This window comes from Streptomyces sp. Qhu_M48, from assembly GCF_051305195.1.
Lineage (GTDB): Bacteria > Actinomycetota > Actinomycetes > Streptomycetales > Streptomycetaceae > Streptomyces.
The window spans coordinates 167,064-183,202 of the sequence record NZ_CP195433.1; the positions used below are offsets into that span (position 1 = coordinate 167,064).

The window sequence follows — 16,139 nt, forward strand, 5'->3', positions numbered from 1 at the left end:
ATGACCATCGCCGACATCGGGTACGGCAAGCAGTTCGACGGCTGGTACGACCGCATCTTCCAGGACGACGCGTCCACCCGGGCCACCGTCGACGGGCTCGTCGCCCTCCACCCGGACCCCGCCACGGGGACGCTGGAACTCGGCGTCGGCACCGGCCGGATCGCCCTGCCCCTGTCGCGCCGCGTCGGCCCGGTCCTCGGCGTCGACTCCTCGCCGGAGATGCTGACGGCTCTGGAGAAGAAGGCCGACCGGGGCGAGGTGACCGGCGAGCTCGCGGACATCCGGACCTTCCGCGCCGACCGCGAGTTCGGCCTGGTCTACTGCGTCTGCTCGACGCTCTCGCTCGTCCTCGACCCCGAGGGACAGCGGGAGGCCATCGCCCGCGCCGCCGAGCAGCTGCGGCCGGGCGGCCGTCTGGTGGTCGAGGCGCACAACCGGCCGGGCATCGTCGCCCAGCACGAGGGGCTGACCCGCGCGTCGATCTTCCTGCCCTATCCCGAGCCGAACACGGCCATCCACCTGCACGCCACGCTCGTGGCGGACCAGCGGATCTGGCAGGTGTCCACGGTCTGGTACGAGGCGGACGGCACCCACCGCATCGGCACCGAGACGGTACGGCTGCTCACGCCCGACGAGGTGGACGGGTACGCGCGCGACGCCGGCCTGGTGCCCGAGGGGCACTACAGCGACTGGGAGCGCAACCCGTACGTCCCCGCCGCCGGCCTGTTCATCGCCTCGTACACCAAGTCGGCATGAACCTCCGGGAGATAGTCCGCGGCCACCGGGTCCTGCTGATCGCCGGGATCGGCATGGGCCTGGTGGGCGCGGCCGCCACGCTCGCCCAGCCCTGGATGCTGGGCAGGCTGATCGAGGCCGTGGCGTCGGGCAGGCCGATCGCCGGGACCATCACGCTCATCGCGGTCTTCTTCGTCGCGGACGCGGCGCTGAGCGCCGGGCACGCGTACGCGATCGGCAGGGCCGGCGAGAACATCACGTTCGACGTGCGGCGCATCCTCGGCGGCCGGCTGCTGCGCAGTCAGTTCCCGCACTTCTCGCGCCTCGAACACGGAGACGTCTTCTCGCGGACCGTGTCCGACACCTCCATCGCCTGCCTGGTGATCACCCAGGCCCTGGCGCAGGTGGTCTCCTCCGTGTTCATGGTGGTCGGCGCCGTCGTCCTGATGGCCCGGCTCGACTGGAAGCTGCTGCTCGCGACGGTCGCCTGTCTGGGCCTCGCGAGCGGGATCGCGCTGCTCCTTGCCCGCCAGGTGCGGGTGTCCGCCCTCCAGGCCCGGCAGAACGTGGGCGCGTTCGGTTCCGGTCTCCAGCGCGTGCTGGGCGCGATCACCACGGTCAAGGCCTCGCGCGCGGAGGAGCGGGAGACCGAGGAGCTCGGCCGGCTGGCCGGTCAGGTCCGGGTGAGCGGGATCAGGGTGAGCGGGTTCAGCGCCCTGCTCACCCCGATGATGAACGTGGGCACGCAGCTCTCCCTCGCCGTGGTCATCGCCTGGGGCATGGCGCGGGTCGCGACCGGGTCGCTGTCGCCCGCCGACCTCACCGCGTTCGTGATGTACCTCTTCTACGTGGTCGCCCCGCTGGTGATGCTCTTCATGTCGATCGGCCAGATCCAGCAGGGCCGCGCCGCGGTCCAGCGGGTCAAGGAGCTGGGCGGCATCCCGCAGGAGGAGGAGAGCGGCCCCGGGGCCACCGGGGTGGAGCGGGAGCGCCGGCCCGTCGCGGACACGGCTCCGGCTGTCCAGTTCGAGGGCGTGGGCTTCTTCTACCGGGAGGACGCGCCGGTCCTGCGTGACGTCTCCTTCACCCTGCCGCGCCGTGGTCTGACCGCGATCGTCGGCCCCTCGGGTGCGGGGAAGACGACGATGTTCCAGCTCATCGAGCGCTTCTACCGGCCGGAGTCCGGCACGATCCGGGTCGGGGGCCACGACACGGCCGCCCTCGGGCTCGCCGAACTGCGGTCGATGGTCGGTTACGTGGAACAGGACGCGCCGCTGCTGCGCGGCACGATCCGCCAGAACCTCACGTACGCGAACCCCGGGGCGGACGACGACGAGATCACCCGGGCGCTGCGGCTGGCCAGCCTGGAGGAGTTCGTGGCCGGGCTGCCCGACGGGCTCGACACGGAGCTCGGGGAGCGCGGTGCCGGGCTCTCCGGTGGCCAGCGGCAGCGGCTCGCCATCGCCCGCACGATGCTCCAGCGGCCCGCGGTGATCCTCCTCGACGAGGTCACCGCGCACCTGGACAGCGACACCGAGGCCGCGTTGCGGGACGCGATGACGGAGGCGGCCGGCGAGTGCGCGGTGCTCGCCATCGCGCACCGGTTGTCGACGGTGGTGCACGCGGACCAGATCCTCGTGATGGAGGAGGGGCGGATCCGTACGATCGGCACGCACCACGAACTGATCGAGTCCGACGAGGTGTACCGGCGGCTCGCCGGGCAGCAGTTCGCCACCGAGGCGGCGCCCGCGTGACCCGTCCCGACGTCGCGGTGGTCGGCAGTGGCCCCAACGGTCTCGCCGCCGCCGTCACCATGGCCCGCGCCGGGCTGACGGTGCACGTCCACGAGCAGGCCGCCACCCCCGGTGGCGGCCTGCGCGGGGAGGCTCTGTTCGACTCCGAGGTGTGGCACGACGTGTGCGCCGCGGTCCACCCGATGGCGGCCGCGTCCGCCTTCTTCCGTGAGTTCGACCTCGCGGCCCGCGGGGTCGAACTGCTGCATCCGCCGGTCGGTTACGCGCATCCGCTGGACGGCGGTGTCTCCGGGCTCGCCCACCGCGACCTCCGGGAGACCGCGGAAGGGCTGGGCCCGGACGGGCCACGATGGCAGCGGTTGATGGCCCCGCTGGTGAGGCACAGTAGGGGAGTGACCGACTTCGTGCTGTCCGGCCAGCGGTCCCTGCCGGGGGACCCCGCCGCACCCGCGCTGCTCGGGCCACGCGTCCTGGACCACCTCCTGCGGGGCAGCGGGCTGCGCACCGAGCCCGCCCGCGCCCTGCTCACCGGTGTGGCCGCGCACGCGGTGGGGCGGCTGCCGAGCTTCCCGGGCGCCGCGATCGCCCTGCTGCTCGGGCACCTCGCCCACGCGACCGGCTGGCCCCTGCCCCGGGGCGGCAGCGTCCGGATCGCCGAGGCGCTCGTGGAGGACCTGCGGGCGCACGGCGGTGTGGTGCACACCGGTCACCGGGTCACGGACCTGGCCGAGCTGGACGCCCCCGTGGTCATGCTGGACACCACGCCGAAGGGGCTGCTCGCCCTGGCCGGTGACCGGCTTCCGCCGTCCTACCGGCGGGCGTTGGGCCGGTTCCGGTACGGCCCCGGCGCGGCCAAGGCGGACTTCCTCGTCAGCGGGCCCGTCCCGTGGGCGGATCCCGCGGTGGGGCGGGCCGGCACCGTGCACCTGGGCGGCACCCGCGCGGAGACGGTCGCCGCGGAGAACGCCGCCGCCCGGGGCGAGCCGACCGCCGAGCCGTTCGTCCTCCTCGTCGACCCGGCGGTGGCCGATCCCGGCCGGGCGGTGGGCGGCCGGCGCCCCCTGTGGGCGTACGCGCACGTGCCGAACGGCGACGACCGGGACCCGGTGCCGCTGATCACCCGCCGCATCGAGAGGTACGCCCCGGGGTTCGCCGACACGGTCGTCGCGGCCCGGGGCATCTCGGCGGCCGCCTACGAGACGTACAACCCGAACTATCCCGGGGGCGACATCGGCGCGGGGGCCATCACGCTCACGCAGTCCGTGCTCCGGCCGACGCCCGCCTGGAATCCGTACCGGACGCCGTTGCCCGGCGTCTATCTCTGTTCCGCGTCCACTCCGCCCGGGCCCAGCGTGCACGGCATGTGCGGCTACCTCGCCGCCCGGACGGCCCTGCGGCGCGAGTTCCACCTGTCCACCCCGCCGCCCTTGGGGCCGGGGGGTGGTGCCACGTCCCGCCCGACAGCCAGGAGAACAGCATGAGTACCGCCCATCACAACCTTGCCGCCGAGGACTTCGCGGGATACCTGCGCACCTACCACGCCGACGCGTTCGACGGTTCGGACCCGGTCGAGGAGGTCTGGGACCGCTACCACCTGCCCGAGGGCACCCACGAGGTCAACGGGAAGGTGTGGGACCGGAAGAAGCTCCTGCACGACATCGAGAACCGGCGGTCCCTGGGCGCGCCGTACGAGCTGCACATCCACGAGGTGAACGTGGAGGGCCGTCTCGCCGCCGCGCGGTACACGGTCAGCACGCCGGTGCTGTGGAAGGTGCAGAGCGCCACCGAGACGGCCGTCTTCGCCGAGATCGCCGAGGACGGCCGGGTGGCCCGGACCACGACCTTCGCGACCACGGGGGCCGGCTGGTCCGGTTCCGGGGATGAGGAGCCCGACAGCGCCTCCGGTCCCGCCCCGGGCACGGTCCCCGCGCCGCCGCCGGCGCCGGGTGTCGAGCCGACGCCGGCGCAGGACCCCGCGCACTTCCTCCGTACCTACTACACGGCCGGTTACGACAGCGCGGAACCGGTCGCCTCGGTCCACGACCGCCTCTTCACCCCCGACGCCGTGCACCGGATCGGGGGGAAGACGATGCAGCGGTCAGGGGTGCTGAAGGCCCTGGAGGAGGGTCGTGCGCGCGGGCACAAGTACCCGGTGGAGGTGCACGAGGCGCTGCGTGACGGGAACCGTTTCGCGGCCCGGTACACCACCAGCCAGGGCGGCAAGCCGTCGCGTACCCAGGAGGTCTTCGTCTTCGGCGAGTTCGCCGAGGACGGCCGCGTCAGGCTGGCCCGCTTCCTGCTCGAACCGAGTCACGGAGCGGTGTAGGGGTCCGGCGGGAGGGACTCGACCGGGACGAAGCAGGTGTTGTCGGCCGGGGCGCCCTCGTGCTCCACGCCCTCGTCGTCCCGGAACCGCCAGGTGAAGCGCAGGCCGCGGGCCGAGGTGATGTCGGGGCTGTCCATGAGCTGGAAGTGCAGGTGCGGTTCGGAGGAGTTCCCCGAGTTGCCGCACTCGGCCAGCTTCTGGCCCCGTGTCACCAGGTCGCCCGCGGCCACCGCGGCCGAGCGCCGCCTCAGGTGCGCGAAGACCGCGTACACACCGTCGCCGAGGTCGAGGACGACGTGGTTGCCCAGGAGGTGCCGGGGGCTGCCGAGGGAGCGTACGAAGGCCTCGGCGAGGACGTAGAAGAGTCCGCCCAGCGAGGACCGCGTGAGGTGGTCCCGCTGGGTGTCCGAGACGGACACGACGCGGGCGTCCGAGGGGGCGAACAGCGGCTCGCCGAACGACGGGTAGGACTCGGGGCGGCGGGCCACCGGCCACAGCCACACGGGGTCCGGCGCCGGGCGCCGGGCGAGGTCGATGGCGTAGGTCTGCGCCAGGTTGTGGGTGTGGCTGGGGACCTTGGTCGCGGGGCCGTTACGGGCCATCCAGCGGCCGGACACCGGGATCGCCAGCGCCAGGGGCGGGGCCTCGTCGCTCGGAGGCCGCTGACCGAGGGTCATGGCCCGGCGCATCAGCAGGCCGCCGACCAGCAGGGCGATCCCGGTGAACCATAACGGGCCCATGCCCTGGCGGTTGACGAGGATGCACACGGCACCCGCGGCGACCACGAGGCCGTGGCGTTTCCAAAGGGTCTGCACGAAGGGGCCTTTCACGGAGGTGACGTCGGGGAGGACCCCAGCATTCCAGATGCGGGTGACAGCTGGTTGGGTTATTACGTACTTGCGCAATTCCGTAGAACGACCTTAGTGTTCCGATGACGAAGCGTCGAACGCTGGGAGCGCACATGGGCGCCGAGGGCACGTTCCGCACCACCGCACCGAAGATCGCGATCGACGCCGTCGGCCGGTACCTCCCGGACCGCCCCCGGCCCGTCGCGGACCTCCCCGAACTGGCCGGACTCGACGAGGCCGAGCGCCTCACCTGCCTCGGACTCGGCATCGACACCGTGGCCGTCGACGACGGACTCACCGCCGCCGACCTCGCCGAACGGGCCGCCCGCGCCGCCCTGGAGACCGCCGGGCTCCCGGCCGCCGCACTCGGCGCGCTGATCCTCGTCGAACCGCGCGCCCCGGAGACCCTGATCAGCTCGGACGCCACCCGGCTCCAGCACGCGCTGGGCGCCGAGGCCGCGCTCACCTTCTCGGTCGGCGGACTCGGCTGCGTCTCCTCCACCCCGGCCCTGCTCACGGCCCGCGGCCTGCTGGCCGCCGACCCCGGCCTCGGCCCCGTGCTCGTCGTCCACGGCAGCAAGCCCGCCGCCGAGCGGCGCTACCGCCACCCGGTGACCGTCAACGGCGACAGCGGCCTGGCGCTCCTGCTCGGCCACCCCCACGCCGGGGCGCCGTTCCACCTCCTCGACCTCGTCCAGCGCACCAACGGCCGCTACTGGAACCTCTTCGGCCTGGAGTACCGCGACCGCCCCACCGCGCAGTGGCGCGAGGAGTGCGCGGACCCGCCCGGCTACTCCTTCCGGCTGGCCATGGAGACCAGGAACCGCCTCGCGGAAATGGTCGCGGAGCTCCTCGCGCGAAACGGCCTCACCCGCGCCGACATCGCCGGCTACGTCAGCCAGAACCTCTCGGCCGGCGGCCTGGCGTTCACCGAGGAGTCCCTGGACATCACACTGCTGCCGTCCTGCCGGGACAACCTCCGCGGCCTCGGGCACCTCGGCGCCAACGACACCTTCCTGAACCTCTCCACCGCCCTGGCCCGCAAGGAACTGGCCGAGGGCGACCTGGCCGTCCTCATCAACGTGAGCCCGGTGGCGGCGTGGAGCGTCCTGCTGGTCGAGATGGGTCCGCACCGCGGACCGGGGAGCATCGCATGAGCCGTGAACCCGCCGCGACGACCGAGGAGATCACCCGGTTCCTGACCGAAGCGCTCCGCAGGACCGTCGGTCCCGACGACGACTACTTCGCCCTCGGGCTCGTCGACTCGCTGTTCGCCCTGGAGCTCGTCACCTACGTCGAGGACCGGTTCTCGCTGACCGTCGAGGTCGAGGACCTCGACCTCGACAGCTTCCGCACCGCGCGCCGCCTCACCGCCTTCGTCCACTCCAAGACGGGCAGCGCCGACCCCACCCCGGTCCATGCCGGCGACAGCTGAGGCGGCCGGCGCGACCGGGACCTCGCCCCTGGTCGCCGCCGCCGCCGAACTGGCCGCCACGGTACGGGAAGCCGCGAGCCGCTGGGACACGGACGGCCGGGTCCCGCCGGACGTCCCGCGCACCCTGGCCGCCGCCGGTCTGCTCGCCGCCGACCTGCCCGCCCGCTACGGCGGACGGGACCTGGCACCGGACGGACTCGGTGAGGTCGCCGCCCATCTCGGCGGGGTCTGCAGCGCCCTGCGCGGCCTGCTCACCGTCCAGTCGATGGTCGCCGCCGCACTGCTGCGCTGGGGAACCCGCGCCCAACGCGCCGACTGGCTGCCGCTCCTGGCCGACGCCACCCTCACCGCGGGGTTCGCGGCCACCGAGGACGGCGCGGGCAGCGCGCTCGGCGAGGTGGCGACGGTGATCGAGGAGTCCGGCGACGGGCTCCTCGTGACCGGCCGCAAGAAATGGGTCACGTTCGGGCAGTCCGCCGACCTCCTGCTCGTCCTCGGCCGCCACCGGGACGGGCTCACCACCGTCCTCGTCGAGACCGACCGCCCCGGAGTACGCCGGGAACCCGTCACCGGCCAGCTCGGCATGCGCGCGGCCGGGATCGCCCACGTCACCCTCGACGCCGTCCGAATCCCCGCCGACCACCGGATCGCCCCGCCCGGAGCCGGTCTGTCGCACGTCGCCGCGACCGCCCTCGACCACGGCCGCTACACGGTCGCCTGGGGCTGCGTCGGCATGGCGGAGGCGTGTGTCGCCGACGCCGCCGCGCACGCCGCCGCCCGCGTCCAGGGCGGCGTACCCCTCAGCCACCACCAGTCCGTCGGCGCGCTCCTGGCCAGGACGGCGGTACGGGCGGCCGCCGCGCGCGAACTCGCCGCACGGGCGGGCCGCGCGCGGACCCGCGGCCCGGGGCACGGCGTCACCGAGACGATCGTGGCGAAGTACGCGGCCGCCGAGGCCTCCGCCAGGGCCGGCCGGGACGCCGTACAGATCCTCGGCGCCGCGGGCATCGCGCCGGACAGCCGCGCCGGACGGCACTACCGGGACGCCAAGGTCATGGAGATCATCGAAGGAGCCCAGGAAGTGGCCGAATCCCACATCGCCGAACAGCTCTTACGCCGGTTCGGAGCGGTCGTATGACGGCCTCCCAGGAGCCGCCCACCGTCAAGTGCCTGGTCTGGGACCTGGACGACACCCTCTGGGACGGCGTCGTCCTGGAGGGCGACGACCCCCCGCCCTTCCCGCACACCGAGCGGACCCTCAAGACCCTCGACTCCCGCGGCATCCTGCACGCCGCCGTCAGCCGCGGCGACCACGACGCCGCCACCGCCCACCTCGACGCCACCGGGCTCGGTGAGTGGTTCTGCGCGGCGCGGATCGGCTGGGGCGACAAGTCGACCGCCGTCCGGCGCATCGCCGAGACCCTCAACATCGGCCTCGACACCATCGCGTTCGTCGACAACGACCCCGTCGAACGGGCCGAGGTCGCCGCCGCGCTGCCCATGGTCCGCTGCTACCCCGCCGACCTCGCCGCGCACCTCCCCGCACGCCCCGAGTTCCGTCCCGCGCACGTCACCGCCGAGGCGGCCGGCCGCCGCGAGCTGTACCGCACCGAGTGGCGCCGCCGGCAGGCCGAGGAGGAGGCCGGCGGCGACCGGCGGGCGTTCCTCGCCTCGCTCGGCCTCGTCATGGAGATCGCCCCGGCCACCGAGGACGACCTCGCGCGGGCCAGCGAACTGACCGTACGGACCCACCAGCTCAACAGCACCGGCCTGATCTACGGCGAGGAGGAACTGCGCCGCCTCAGCACCGCGCCCGACCACCAGGTCCGGCTGGCCCGGCTCAGGGACCGGTTCGGCGACTACGGCATCGTCGGCCTCTCCGTCACCGAACTCACCCCGACGGAATCGGTGCTGCGCCTGATGCTGATGTCGTGCCGGGTCGCCTCCCGGGGCGCCGGAGAACTGATGCTGGCCCACCTCGTCCGGCAGGCCCGCGCCGAAGGCCGCCGCCCCGTCACCCACTTCGTACCGACCGCCGTGAACCGCACCATGCTCGTCACCCTGCGGTTCGCCGGATACGCGCCCGTCGCCGCGGAACCGGGCGACGGACCGGCGGCGGGTGCGGGCGTGGGCGACGGAGTCGCGGTCGTCGCGGCGGAACCGGGCCACGGACCGGTGGTCGGGGCAGGCCCGGGCGAGCGGACGCCGATGGTCCTCGAAGTGCCGGCCGACCACCCGGTCCGCGAACCCGGCAGCCACGTCCGACTGCTCGTCCGCGACGCGTGAGGGAGGCCGGCATGACCGCCGAGAAGGCCGGTACGGCCGCCCACGGGACCGCGGTGCCCGGGGCCGCCCCGGATACGCCGTCGCTGCTCGACGCGTTCCTCGCGCAGGCCGACCGCACCCCGCTCGCCACCGCCCTCGTCATCGGCGACACCTCGATGGGCTACCGCGAACTCGCCGACGCCTCCGCCGGCCTCGCCGCACTGCTGCGCACCGCCGGCGCCCGCCCCGGGACCACGGTGTGCGTCCGGCTCGAACAGAGCGCCGTCGCCGTCGTCGCCGTCCTCGCGGCGCTCCGGGTCGGAGCGGCCTGGGCCGCACTGGAGCCCGACCTCCCCGAGGCCCGGCTGCGCGCCCTCCTGAACGACACCGCGTGCGCCGTCGTCATCGGCGGCCGGGACGACCCGGGCCCGGCCCGCCTCGACGACGCACCGCCCCTCATGGCCGTCGAGGACCTCGACCTCACGGCCCTGGCCGAGGCCGGGGCCCGCGCGGCCGGGGGACCGGCGGCGCCCCCCGTCCCGGAGAGCGCCCCCGCCTACCTCATCTACACCTCGGGATCCAGCGGCCCGCCCAAGGGCGTCGTGGTGAGCCGCCGCCAGCTCGCGGACTCCGTCCGCCCGCGCGGCGCCGTCTACGGCACCGGCCCCTCGGTGTTCCTGATGGCCATGCGCCTGTCCTTCGACGGCATGCTCGCCGGCATGTTCTGGTCGTTCTCCCACGGCCACACCCTGCTGCTCCCGACCGCGCGCGAACTCCGGCTCGCCCCCGAGTTCGTCCGGCTCGCCCAACGCCACCGGGCGACCCACCTCGTCGTCGTGCCGTCCTACTACCGGCTGCTGCTCTCCGGCCCCGGACGGCTCCCGGACAGCCTCCGGGTGGTCGTCGTCGCCGGTGAGGTCTGCACGCCCGAACTGGTCGCGAGCCATCGCGCGCGGCTGCCCGACGCCCGGCTGGTCAACGAGTACGGGCCCACCGAGACCGTCGTCTCCTGCACGGTGGAGGACCGGCCCGACCCCGCGTCGGAGCGCGTACCCATCGGCCGGCCGTGGCCCGGCGCCACCGCCCACGTCCTGGACGACAGGCTGCGCGAGGTGGGCACCGGCGAGAAGGGCGAGCTGTACATCGGCGGGGCCTTCGTCGCCCTCGGCTACGCCCGCGCGCCCGGGACCACGGCGGAACGGTTCGTCGCCTCCCCGTTCGGCCCCGCCGGTGCCCGGATGTACCGCACCGGGGATCTCGCCCACCGGGACGCGAACGGCGCGCTGCACTACCACGGCCGGACCGACCAGCAGGTGAAGATCCGCGGCGCCCGCGTCGAACTCGGGGACGTCGAAGCCGCCCTCGAAGCCCACCCGGCGGTCGACCAGGCCGTCGTGATCTGCACGCGGCCCGACGGCGACGGCGGCGAACCGATGCTGACCGCGTTCGTCACCCCCGCGCCGGGACGGACCGCCCCCGAGCCCCGCGAACTGCGCCGGCACTGCCGCTTCCACCTCGTCGAACAGGCGCTGCCGACCCGGTTCGTCCCGCTGGACCGCATGTCGCTCACCTCCACCGGCAAGGCCGACCGCAGGTCGCTCGCCGCCCTCGTACCCCCCGCCACCGGGGAGCCGGCCCCCGGGCCGGAGCGCGAGGACGGCCGGGCGGGAGGAGAGGACGGCCCGGCGGGAGGCGAGGAGACCGTCCTGCGACGAGCCGTCCGGGACATCTGGGCCGGTGTCCTGGGGCACGACGACGCGGGTCCCGACGACAACTTCTTCGGCGCCGGCGGCAACTCGCTCAAGGTCATCGAGCTGTACAGCGCACTCGACGAACGGTGGCCCGGGACGGTGCGCGTCGGAGAGCTCTTCGACCTCACCACCATCGCGGCCCAGGCCCGCGCCCTCGAAGAACGGACCGCTGCCGCCTCCGGCGACGCCGGCCCGCCGTCCCCGCCGGCGGTCGCCCGCCCCGCCCCGGTCGCCTACGAGCTGTGACGAAGGAGAGTTCCGCGTGAAGGCGCAGACAACCGGTGCCGCCCCGGGCGGCATCGCGGTCATCGGCATCGCGACACGACTGCCCGAGGCGGCCGACCTCACCACCCTGCGCGCGAACCTGCGCGCCGGACGGGACTCCGTACGGCCGGTCCCCGCGGAGCGCATCGCCTCCACCGGCCTCGACCCGGAACCCGACTACCCGGACATGGGATACCTGGACCGGATCGACCTCTTCGACCACGAGCGCTTCGGCCTCTCCCGGTACGAGGCGGAGGTCACCGACCCCCAGCACCGGCTGGCCCTGCACCTCACCCAGGAAGCGCTGGAGAACGCCGGATACGCCCCCGCCGCCCTGCGCGACAGCCGGACGGCGGTGGTGTTCAGCTCGCCCGGCAACGGCTACCTGCCGTTCGTCAGCGAACCCGGCACCCTCAGCCTGATGGGCAACATGCCCTTCGCGCTGCCCGCCCGCGTCGCCCACCTCTTCGCCCTCACCGGTCCCTGCTACGGCGTCGACACCGGGTGCAACGGATCGCTCGTCGCCGTCCACCAGGGCTGCCGCGAACTCAGGGACGGGGAGGCGGACTACGCCGTCGTCGGCGGCGTCAGCCTGCGCCACGTCATCGCCCCGGCGGCAGCGGCCGGCGACTTCCCCGGCATCGCCTCGCCCACCGCCCGCTCCCGGGCCTTCGACGCGGCGGCGGACGGCGCGGGCGCCGGCGAAGGCGGCGCGGTCCTGCTGCTCACGACCCTCGAAAGGGCCCTGGACGAGGGCGCGTACGTCCACGCGGTGATCCGGGGCACCGCCACCGCGCACAACGGCCGTCACTCCGCCACCATCGCCACCCCCAGCGCCCGCGCCCAGGCCGACGTCATCACCCGGGCCTGGGACCGGGCCGGTCTCGACATCGGCACGGCCGGCTACCTGGAGGCGCACGGCTCGGGCACCCGGCTGGGCGACGCCGTCGAGGTGGAGGGGCTGGCCCTCGCCCGGCGAGGGACGGACGGGCCCCTCCCGATCGGCTCCCTGAAGACCAACCTCGGCCACCTCGACCACGCGGCCGGCATCGCCGGACTGGTCAAGGCGATCCTCAGCGTGCGGCACGCAGAGCTCTACCCCTCCCTGCACTTCCGGGAGGCCGCGCCGGAGGTGGACCTCACCGGGGCCGGCCTGGAGGTGGTGACGGCGCTGCGCCCGTGGCGGACCACGGGGCCGCGGCGGGCGGGCGTCAGTTCCTTCAGCCTCGGAGGGGTCAACGCGCACTGCGTGGTCGAGGAGCCGCCCGCGGTACCCGTCGCCCCCTCGGCCTCGGCGGCCCGGGTGATCGGTGTGTCGGGCCGTACCGAGGCCGATCTGTACGAGGTGTGCGAGCGGCTCTCGGTCGCGCTCCGCTCCGGCGACCTCGCGCTCGACGACGTCGCCCGCACGCTGAACACGGGCCGGGAGCACCACCCCTTCCGGGTGGGCGTGGTGGCCGACCGCACCCGGCGCCTGGCGGCCGAGCTGGCGGCGGCGGTCACATGGCGCAGGGGGGCCGCGGGGGCCGCCGGGTCCGTCACGTCCTCGGCGGCCACGGCGTCCGCGCGGCCCCGTGTCGTGCTTCTGCTCTCCGGTGACGCGCAACCGCCCGCCGGGATCACCGAGCCGTCCCCGCTCCCCGCCGCCCTGCGGGTGCCGGCCGGTCACGCCGACGCCGTACGGGGTCAGCTGGCCGCCCACGCCGCGCTCCTCCGGGCGGGGATCGCCCCGGACGGGCTGATCAGCTCCGGCCTCTCCCGCTACGCGGTCCGCCACCTCAACGGCACGTTCACCGACGAGGACGCCAGGGACCTCGCGAGCGGCGACGTCACCGCCGCGCCGCTGAGCCCGGACCGGCTGCGGGCCGCCGCCGACGAACAACTCGCCCTCGGGCCGGTCGTGTTCGTGGAGCTGGGCGGCCGCGGGGAGCTGAGCGACCTGCTGACGGAGCACCTCGCCGACCGGCCCGGCGCCGAGGTGCTCACCGCCGGAGCCGCGACGGACGGCGTACTAGGCGTCCTCGCCCGGCTCTACGAGCTGGGCCACGACCCCGACTGGGACGCGCAGACCCCGGACGCCCGACGCGTCCCGCTGCCGGGCCAGCCGTTCCGCGGCGTGCCCTGCTGGGCACGGCGGCCCGGGGAGACGTTCACGGCCCGGACGGAGACACGGGCGGAGGCTCGGACGGAGGCGGGGACGGAGGCTCGGAGCGAGGCTCGGACGGACGCGGGGAAGGAGGTCCGGACGGAGGCGAGGACCGAGGCTCGGACGGCTGCCGCGATACCCGCCGCCGAGACACCTGCCGCGCCGACCCGACCTGCCGCACCCGCACCCGCGCCTGTGCCCGTGCCGCCCGCCGCGCCTGTCGTGCCCGCTCCGGCCGCCGTACGTACAGGGCGCGCCGTACCCCCCGCGCCCGCCCCGGCCGCCGCACCCGCCTCACTCCCCGTACCCACTCCACCCCCCGTACCCGCCCCGCGCTCCACGGTCGAGGCGCCCCCCGCCGCGGACCCCCTGCCCGAGGTGCTGCCCTGGCTCCGGGAGACGCTCGCCGAGCTGCTCTACGCGGACGCCGTGGTTCCCGGTGACGACTACTTCGCCCTCGGCGGGAACTCGATCATCGCCCTGCTCCTCCTCAAGCGGGTCGAGCAGCGCTTCGGAGTCGAGTTGCGCATGATCGACGTCTACGACCACCCGGCCGTCGCCGATCTGGCCGCCGCCGTGGAGGCCCGGCGGGTGGCACCCCCGGCCACGGACCGGGCCCCGGACACGGACCGGACCCCGGACACGGCCGCGGCCACGCCCCCCGCGCCGGCACCGGCGGCCGTACCCCGGCAGGACGAGGACGCCCTCCCGCCGATCCGGCGTTCCGACGCCCGCGTGCTCTCGTACGGGCAGGAGCGCATGTGGTTCCACCACCAGCTCGACCCGGGCACCACCCTCTACAACCTCCCCGGCGCCTCCCGTCACCGCGGCCCGATCGACCCGAGGGCCATGCGTCTCGCCTGGGAGGACCTGGCCGAGCGCCACGAGGCGCTGAGGTCCAACTTCGTCGCCGTCGACGGCCGCGCGCGGCTCTCCGTCCGTCCCGAACTCGGTGACTTCTTCCGCTACGAGGACCTGACGGGGCGGCCCGACGCGGAGCGCACGGCCCGCGAGATCATCCGTACCGAGTCCCAGCGCTCCCTCGACGTGGAACGCGACCCGCTGGTCCGGGTCACCCTGATCCGCCTCGCCCCCGACGACCACCTCTTCTGCTGGCTGACCCATCACGCGGTCAACGACGGCTGGGCGCCGCAGATCCTGATGCGCGAGCTGATGGAGTTCTACGAGGCCCGCCGCGAAGGCCGGGTACACCGGTTCGAACCGCTGCCCGTGCAGTACCGCGACTACGCGCACTGGCAGCGCGAGCTGATGGAGCGGGGGCTGCTCGACGGCCAGCTGCGGTACTGGAGGGAACGGCTCGCCGAGCCCCCGGTGCTGACGCTGCCCACCGACCGCCCGCGCGCCGCCCGGATGGACTTCGCGGGCGCCGCCCACGGCCTGACCCTTCCGCCCGCGCTGGTCGACCGGCTCCGCGCGGTCGGGGTGGAGGAGTCCGCCACGCTCTTCTCGGTGCTGCTCACCGGGCTCAGCATGACCCTGTCCCGGTGGTCGGGTCAGGACGACATCGTGGTCGGCACCCCCACCATCGGGCGCACCCGTCCCGAACTGTGGGGCCTGCTCGGCTTCTTCAACAACACGATCGCGCTCCGCTCGGACCTGTCGGGCGACCCGGAGTTCCGCACGCTGCTGCGGCGGGTCCGCACCGACGTCATCGAGGGCCTGGAGAACCAGGAGATCCCCTTCGACGCCGTCGTCCGCGAAGTGGCCCCCGAGCGTGACCCGGCCCGCAACCCGATCTTCGACGTCATGTACGTCCACCAGACGCTGCCGCCGCACTTCGTCTTCGGCGAGAGCCTGTTCGGGCCGGCCGTGGACGAGGAGGGCGGGCCCCTGTTCCCCGGGCTTCCGCCGGGGACGTCCAAGTTCGACCTGTCGGTGGTCGTCGGAGAACGGGCCGGCGCCGACGACCTGGACGTGGTGGTGGAGTACAGCACCCATCTCTTCGACCGGAGCACGATCGCGGCCCTCACGCAGTCGTGGGTCGACCTGCTGTGGGCCGCGACGGAGGACCTGGACGCCCCGCTCTCCGTACTGCCGGGCCGTCCGGCGGCGCGCGGATCCGACCTCCTGGCCGGGCTGCGCCCCTTCGAACCGCCGACCGACCGGCCGCGGCCCCAGGGGGGCGGCGCCGGTACGACGGCTCTGCACGAGGTCTTCCTGCCGGGAGGTCCGGCACCGGGCCTCGGCGCGGCCGGGCTGCTGGCCGCCCTCGTCACCCTGCTCACCGACCGTGCCGAGTCCGACGCGCTGCTCCTCGGGCTCGTGCGGCCCGCCGGGCCGCCGCTCGCCCTGCGGGTCGACGTGGCGGACGAGCCGTCCCTGACGGAGCTCACCGCCCGGATCGCCCGGCTGTGCGCGGAGGCGGAGGCGGCCCCGCCCGCCGGGGGGCCGCGGTCGTTCGACGTCACCGCCGATCCGTACGGCACCGGTGCCCGGGTCGACGGCCCCGCCCCCGACCTGCACTGGAGCGTCACCGACGACGGGGTCACCGTCGAGTACCGCACCGAACTGTTCGACGAGGGGACGGTGGTGGCCCTCGCCGACGACCTCGTCGCCCTGGCGCGCGCCGTCGCCGCGTCCGCCGCATGACACCA

General features: G+C 74.5%; 11 protein-coding genes. 10 read left to right on the forward strand and 1 reads right to left on the reverse strand.

The features are described from left to right. Genes ACRRSS_RS37140 through ACRRSS_RS37155 form a run of 4 tightly spaced genes read left to right on the forward strand, consistent with a single transcriptional unit; the run spans nt 1 to nt 4,815 of the window. The gene (locus ACRRSS_RS37140) at nt 1-756 is read left to right on the forward strand and encodes a class I SAM-dependent methyltransferase (protein ID WP_435975645.1); all 756 of its coding nucleotides are present in this window, start codon (nt 1-3) and stop codon (nt 754-756) included. Next, nucleotides 753-2,489, forward strand: a complete 1,737-nt coding sequence (locus ACRRSS_RS37145; protein WP_435975646.1) for an ABC transporter ATP-binding protein — start codon at nt 753-755, stop codon at nt 2,487-2,489. The genes ACRRSS_RS37140 and ACRRSS_RS37145 overlap by 4 nt, the downstream gene beginning before the upstream one ends. Beyond that, entirely contained in the window at nt 2,486-3,970 is a 1,485-nt protein-coding gene (locus ACRRSS_RS37150; RefSeq protein ID WP_435975647.1) for a phytoene desaturase family protein, read from the forward strand. Before ACRRSS_RS37145 ends, ACRRSS_RS37150 begins: the two co-directional genes overlap by 4 nt. Next, nucleotides 3,967-4,815, forward strand: a complete 849-nt coding sequence (locus ACRRSS_RS37155; protein WP_435975648.1) for a nuclear transport factor 2 family protein — start codon at nt 3,967-3,969, stop codon at nt 4,813-4,815. The genes ACRRSS_RS37150 and ACRRSS_RS37155 overlap by 4 nt, the downstream gene beginning before the upstream one ends. On the opposite strand, the gene ACRRSS_RS37160 is transcribed toward ACRRSS_RS37155, so the two are convergent. After that, nucleotides 4,800-5,630 (reverse strand): M23 family metallopeptidase, encoded by an 831-nt coding sequence (locus tag ACRRSS_RS37160; RefSeq protein ID WP_435975649.1) that lies wholly within the window; start codon nt 5,628-5,630, stop codon nt 4,800-4,802. The two genes, ACRRSS_RS37155 and ACRRSS_RS37160, sit on opposite strands and share 16 nt — an antisense overlap. Nucleotides 5,631-5,776: 146 nt before the next feature. On the opposite strand from ACRRSS_RS37160, the gene ACRRSS_RS37165 reads away from it, so the two are divergent. From ACRRSS_RS37165 to ACRRSS_RS37190, 6 genes are read left to right on the forward strand one after another with little or no spacing between them, the layout of a single operon-like run. Further along, nucleotides 5,777-6,820, forward strand: coding sequence for a 3-oxoacyl-ACP synthase (locus tag ACRRSS_RS37165; protein ID WP_435975673.1), 1,044 nt, complete (start codon nt 5,777-5,779; stop codon nt 6,818-6,820). After that, entirely contained in the window at nt 6,817-7,098 is a 282-nt protein-coding gene (locus tag ACRRSS_RS37170) for an acyl carrier protein (protein ID WP_435975650.1), read from the forward strand. The genes ACRRSS_RS37165 and ACRRSS_RS37170 overlap by 4 nt, the downstream gene beginning before the upstream one ends. Further along, nucleotides 7,082-8,236 (forward strand): acyl-CoA dehydrogenase family protein, encoded by a 1,155-nt coding sequence (locus ACRRSS_RS37175; RefSeq protein WP_435975651.1) that lies wholly within the window; start codon nt 7,082-7,084, stop codon nt 8,234-8,236. Before ACRRSS_RS37170 ends, ACRRSS_RS37175 begins: the two co-directional genes overlap by 17 nt. Continuing rightward, nucleotides 8,233-9,384: an HAD-IIIC family phosphatase gene (locus ACRRSS_RS37180; protein WP_435975652.1), complete on the forward strand. Its 1,152-nt coding sequence runs from the start codon at nt 8,233-8,235 to the stop codon at nt 9,382-9,384. The genes ACRRSS_RS37175 and ACRRSS_RS37180 overlap by 4 nt, the downstream gene beginning before the upstream one ends. Nucleotides 9,385-9,395: 11 nt before the next feature. Beyond that, nucleotides 9,396-11,360, forward strand: a complete 1,965-nt coding sequence (locus tag ACRRSS_RS37185; RefSeq protein ID WP_435975653.1) for a non-ribosomal peptide synthetase — start codon at nt 9,396-9,398, stop codon at nt 11,358-11,360. Between the two features lie 16 nt (nt 11,361-11,376). Beyond that, complete coding sequence (locus ACRRSS_RS37190) at nt 11,377-16,134, forward strand: condensation domain-containing protein (protein WP_435975654.1); 4,758 nt, start codon at nt 11,377-11,379, stop codon at nt 16,132-16,134. The last annotated feature ends 5 nt before the right edge of the window (nt 16,135-16,139 follow it).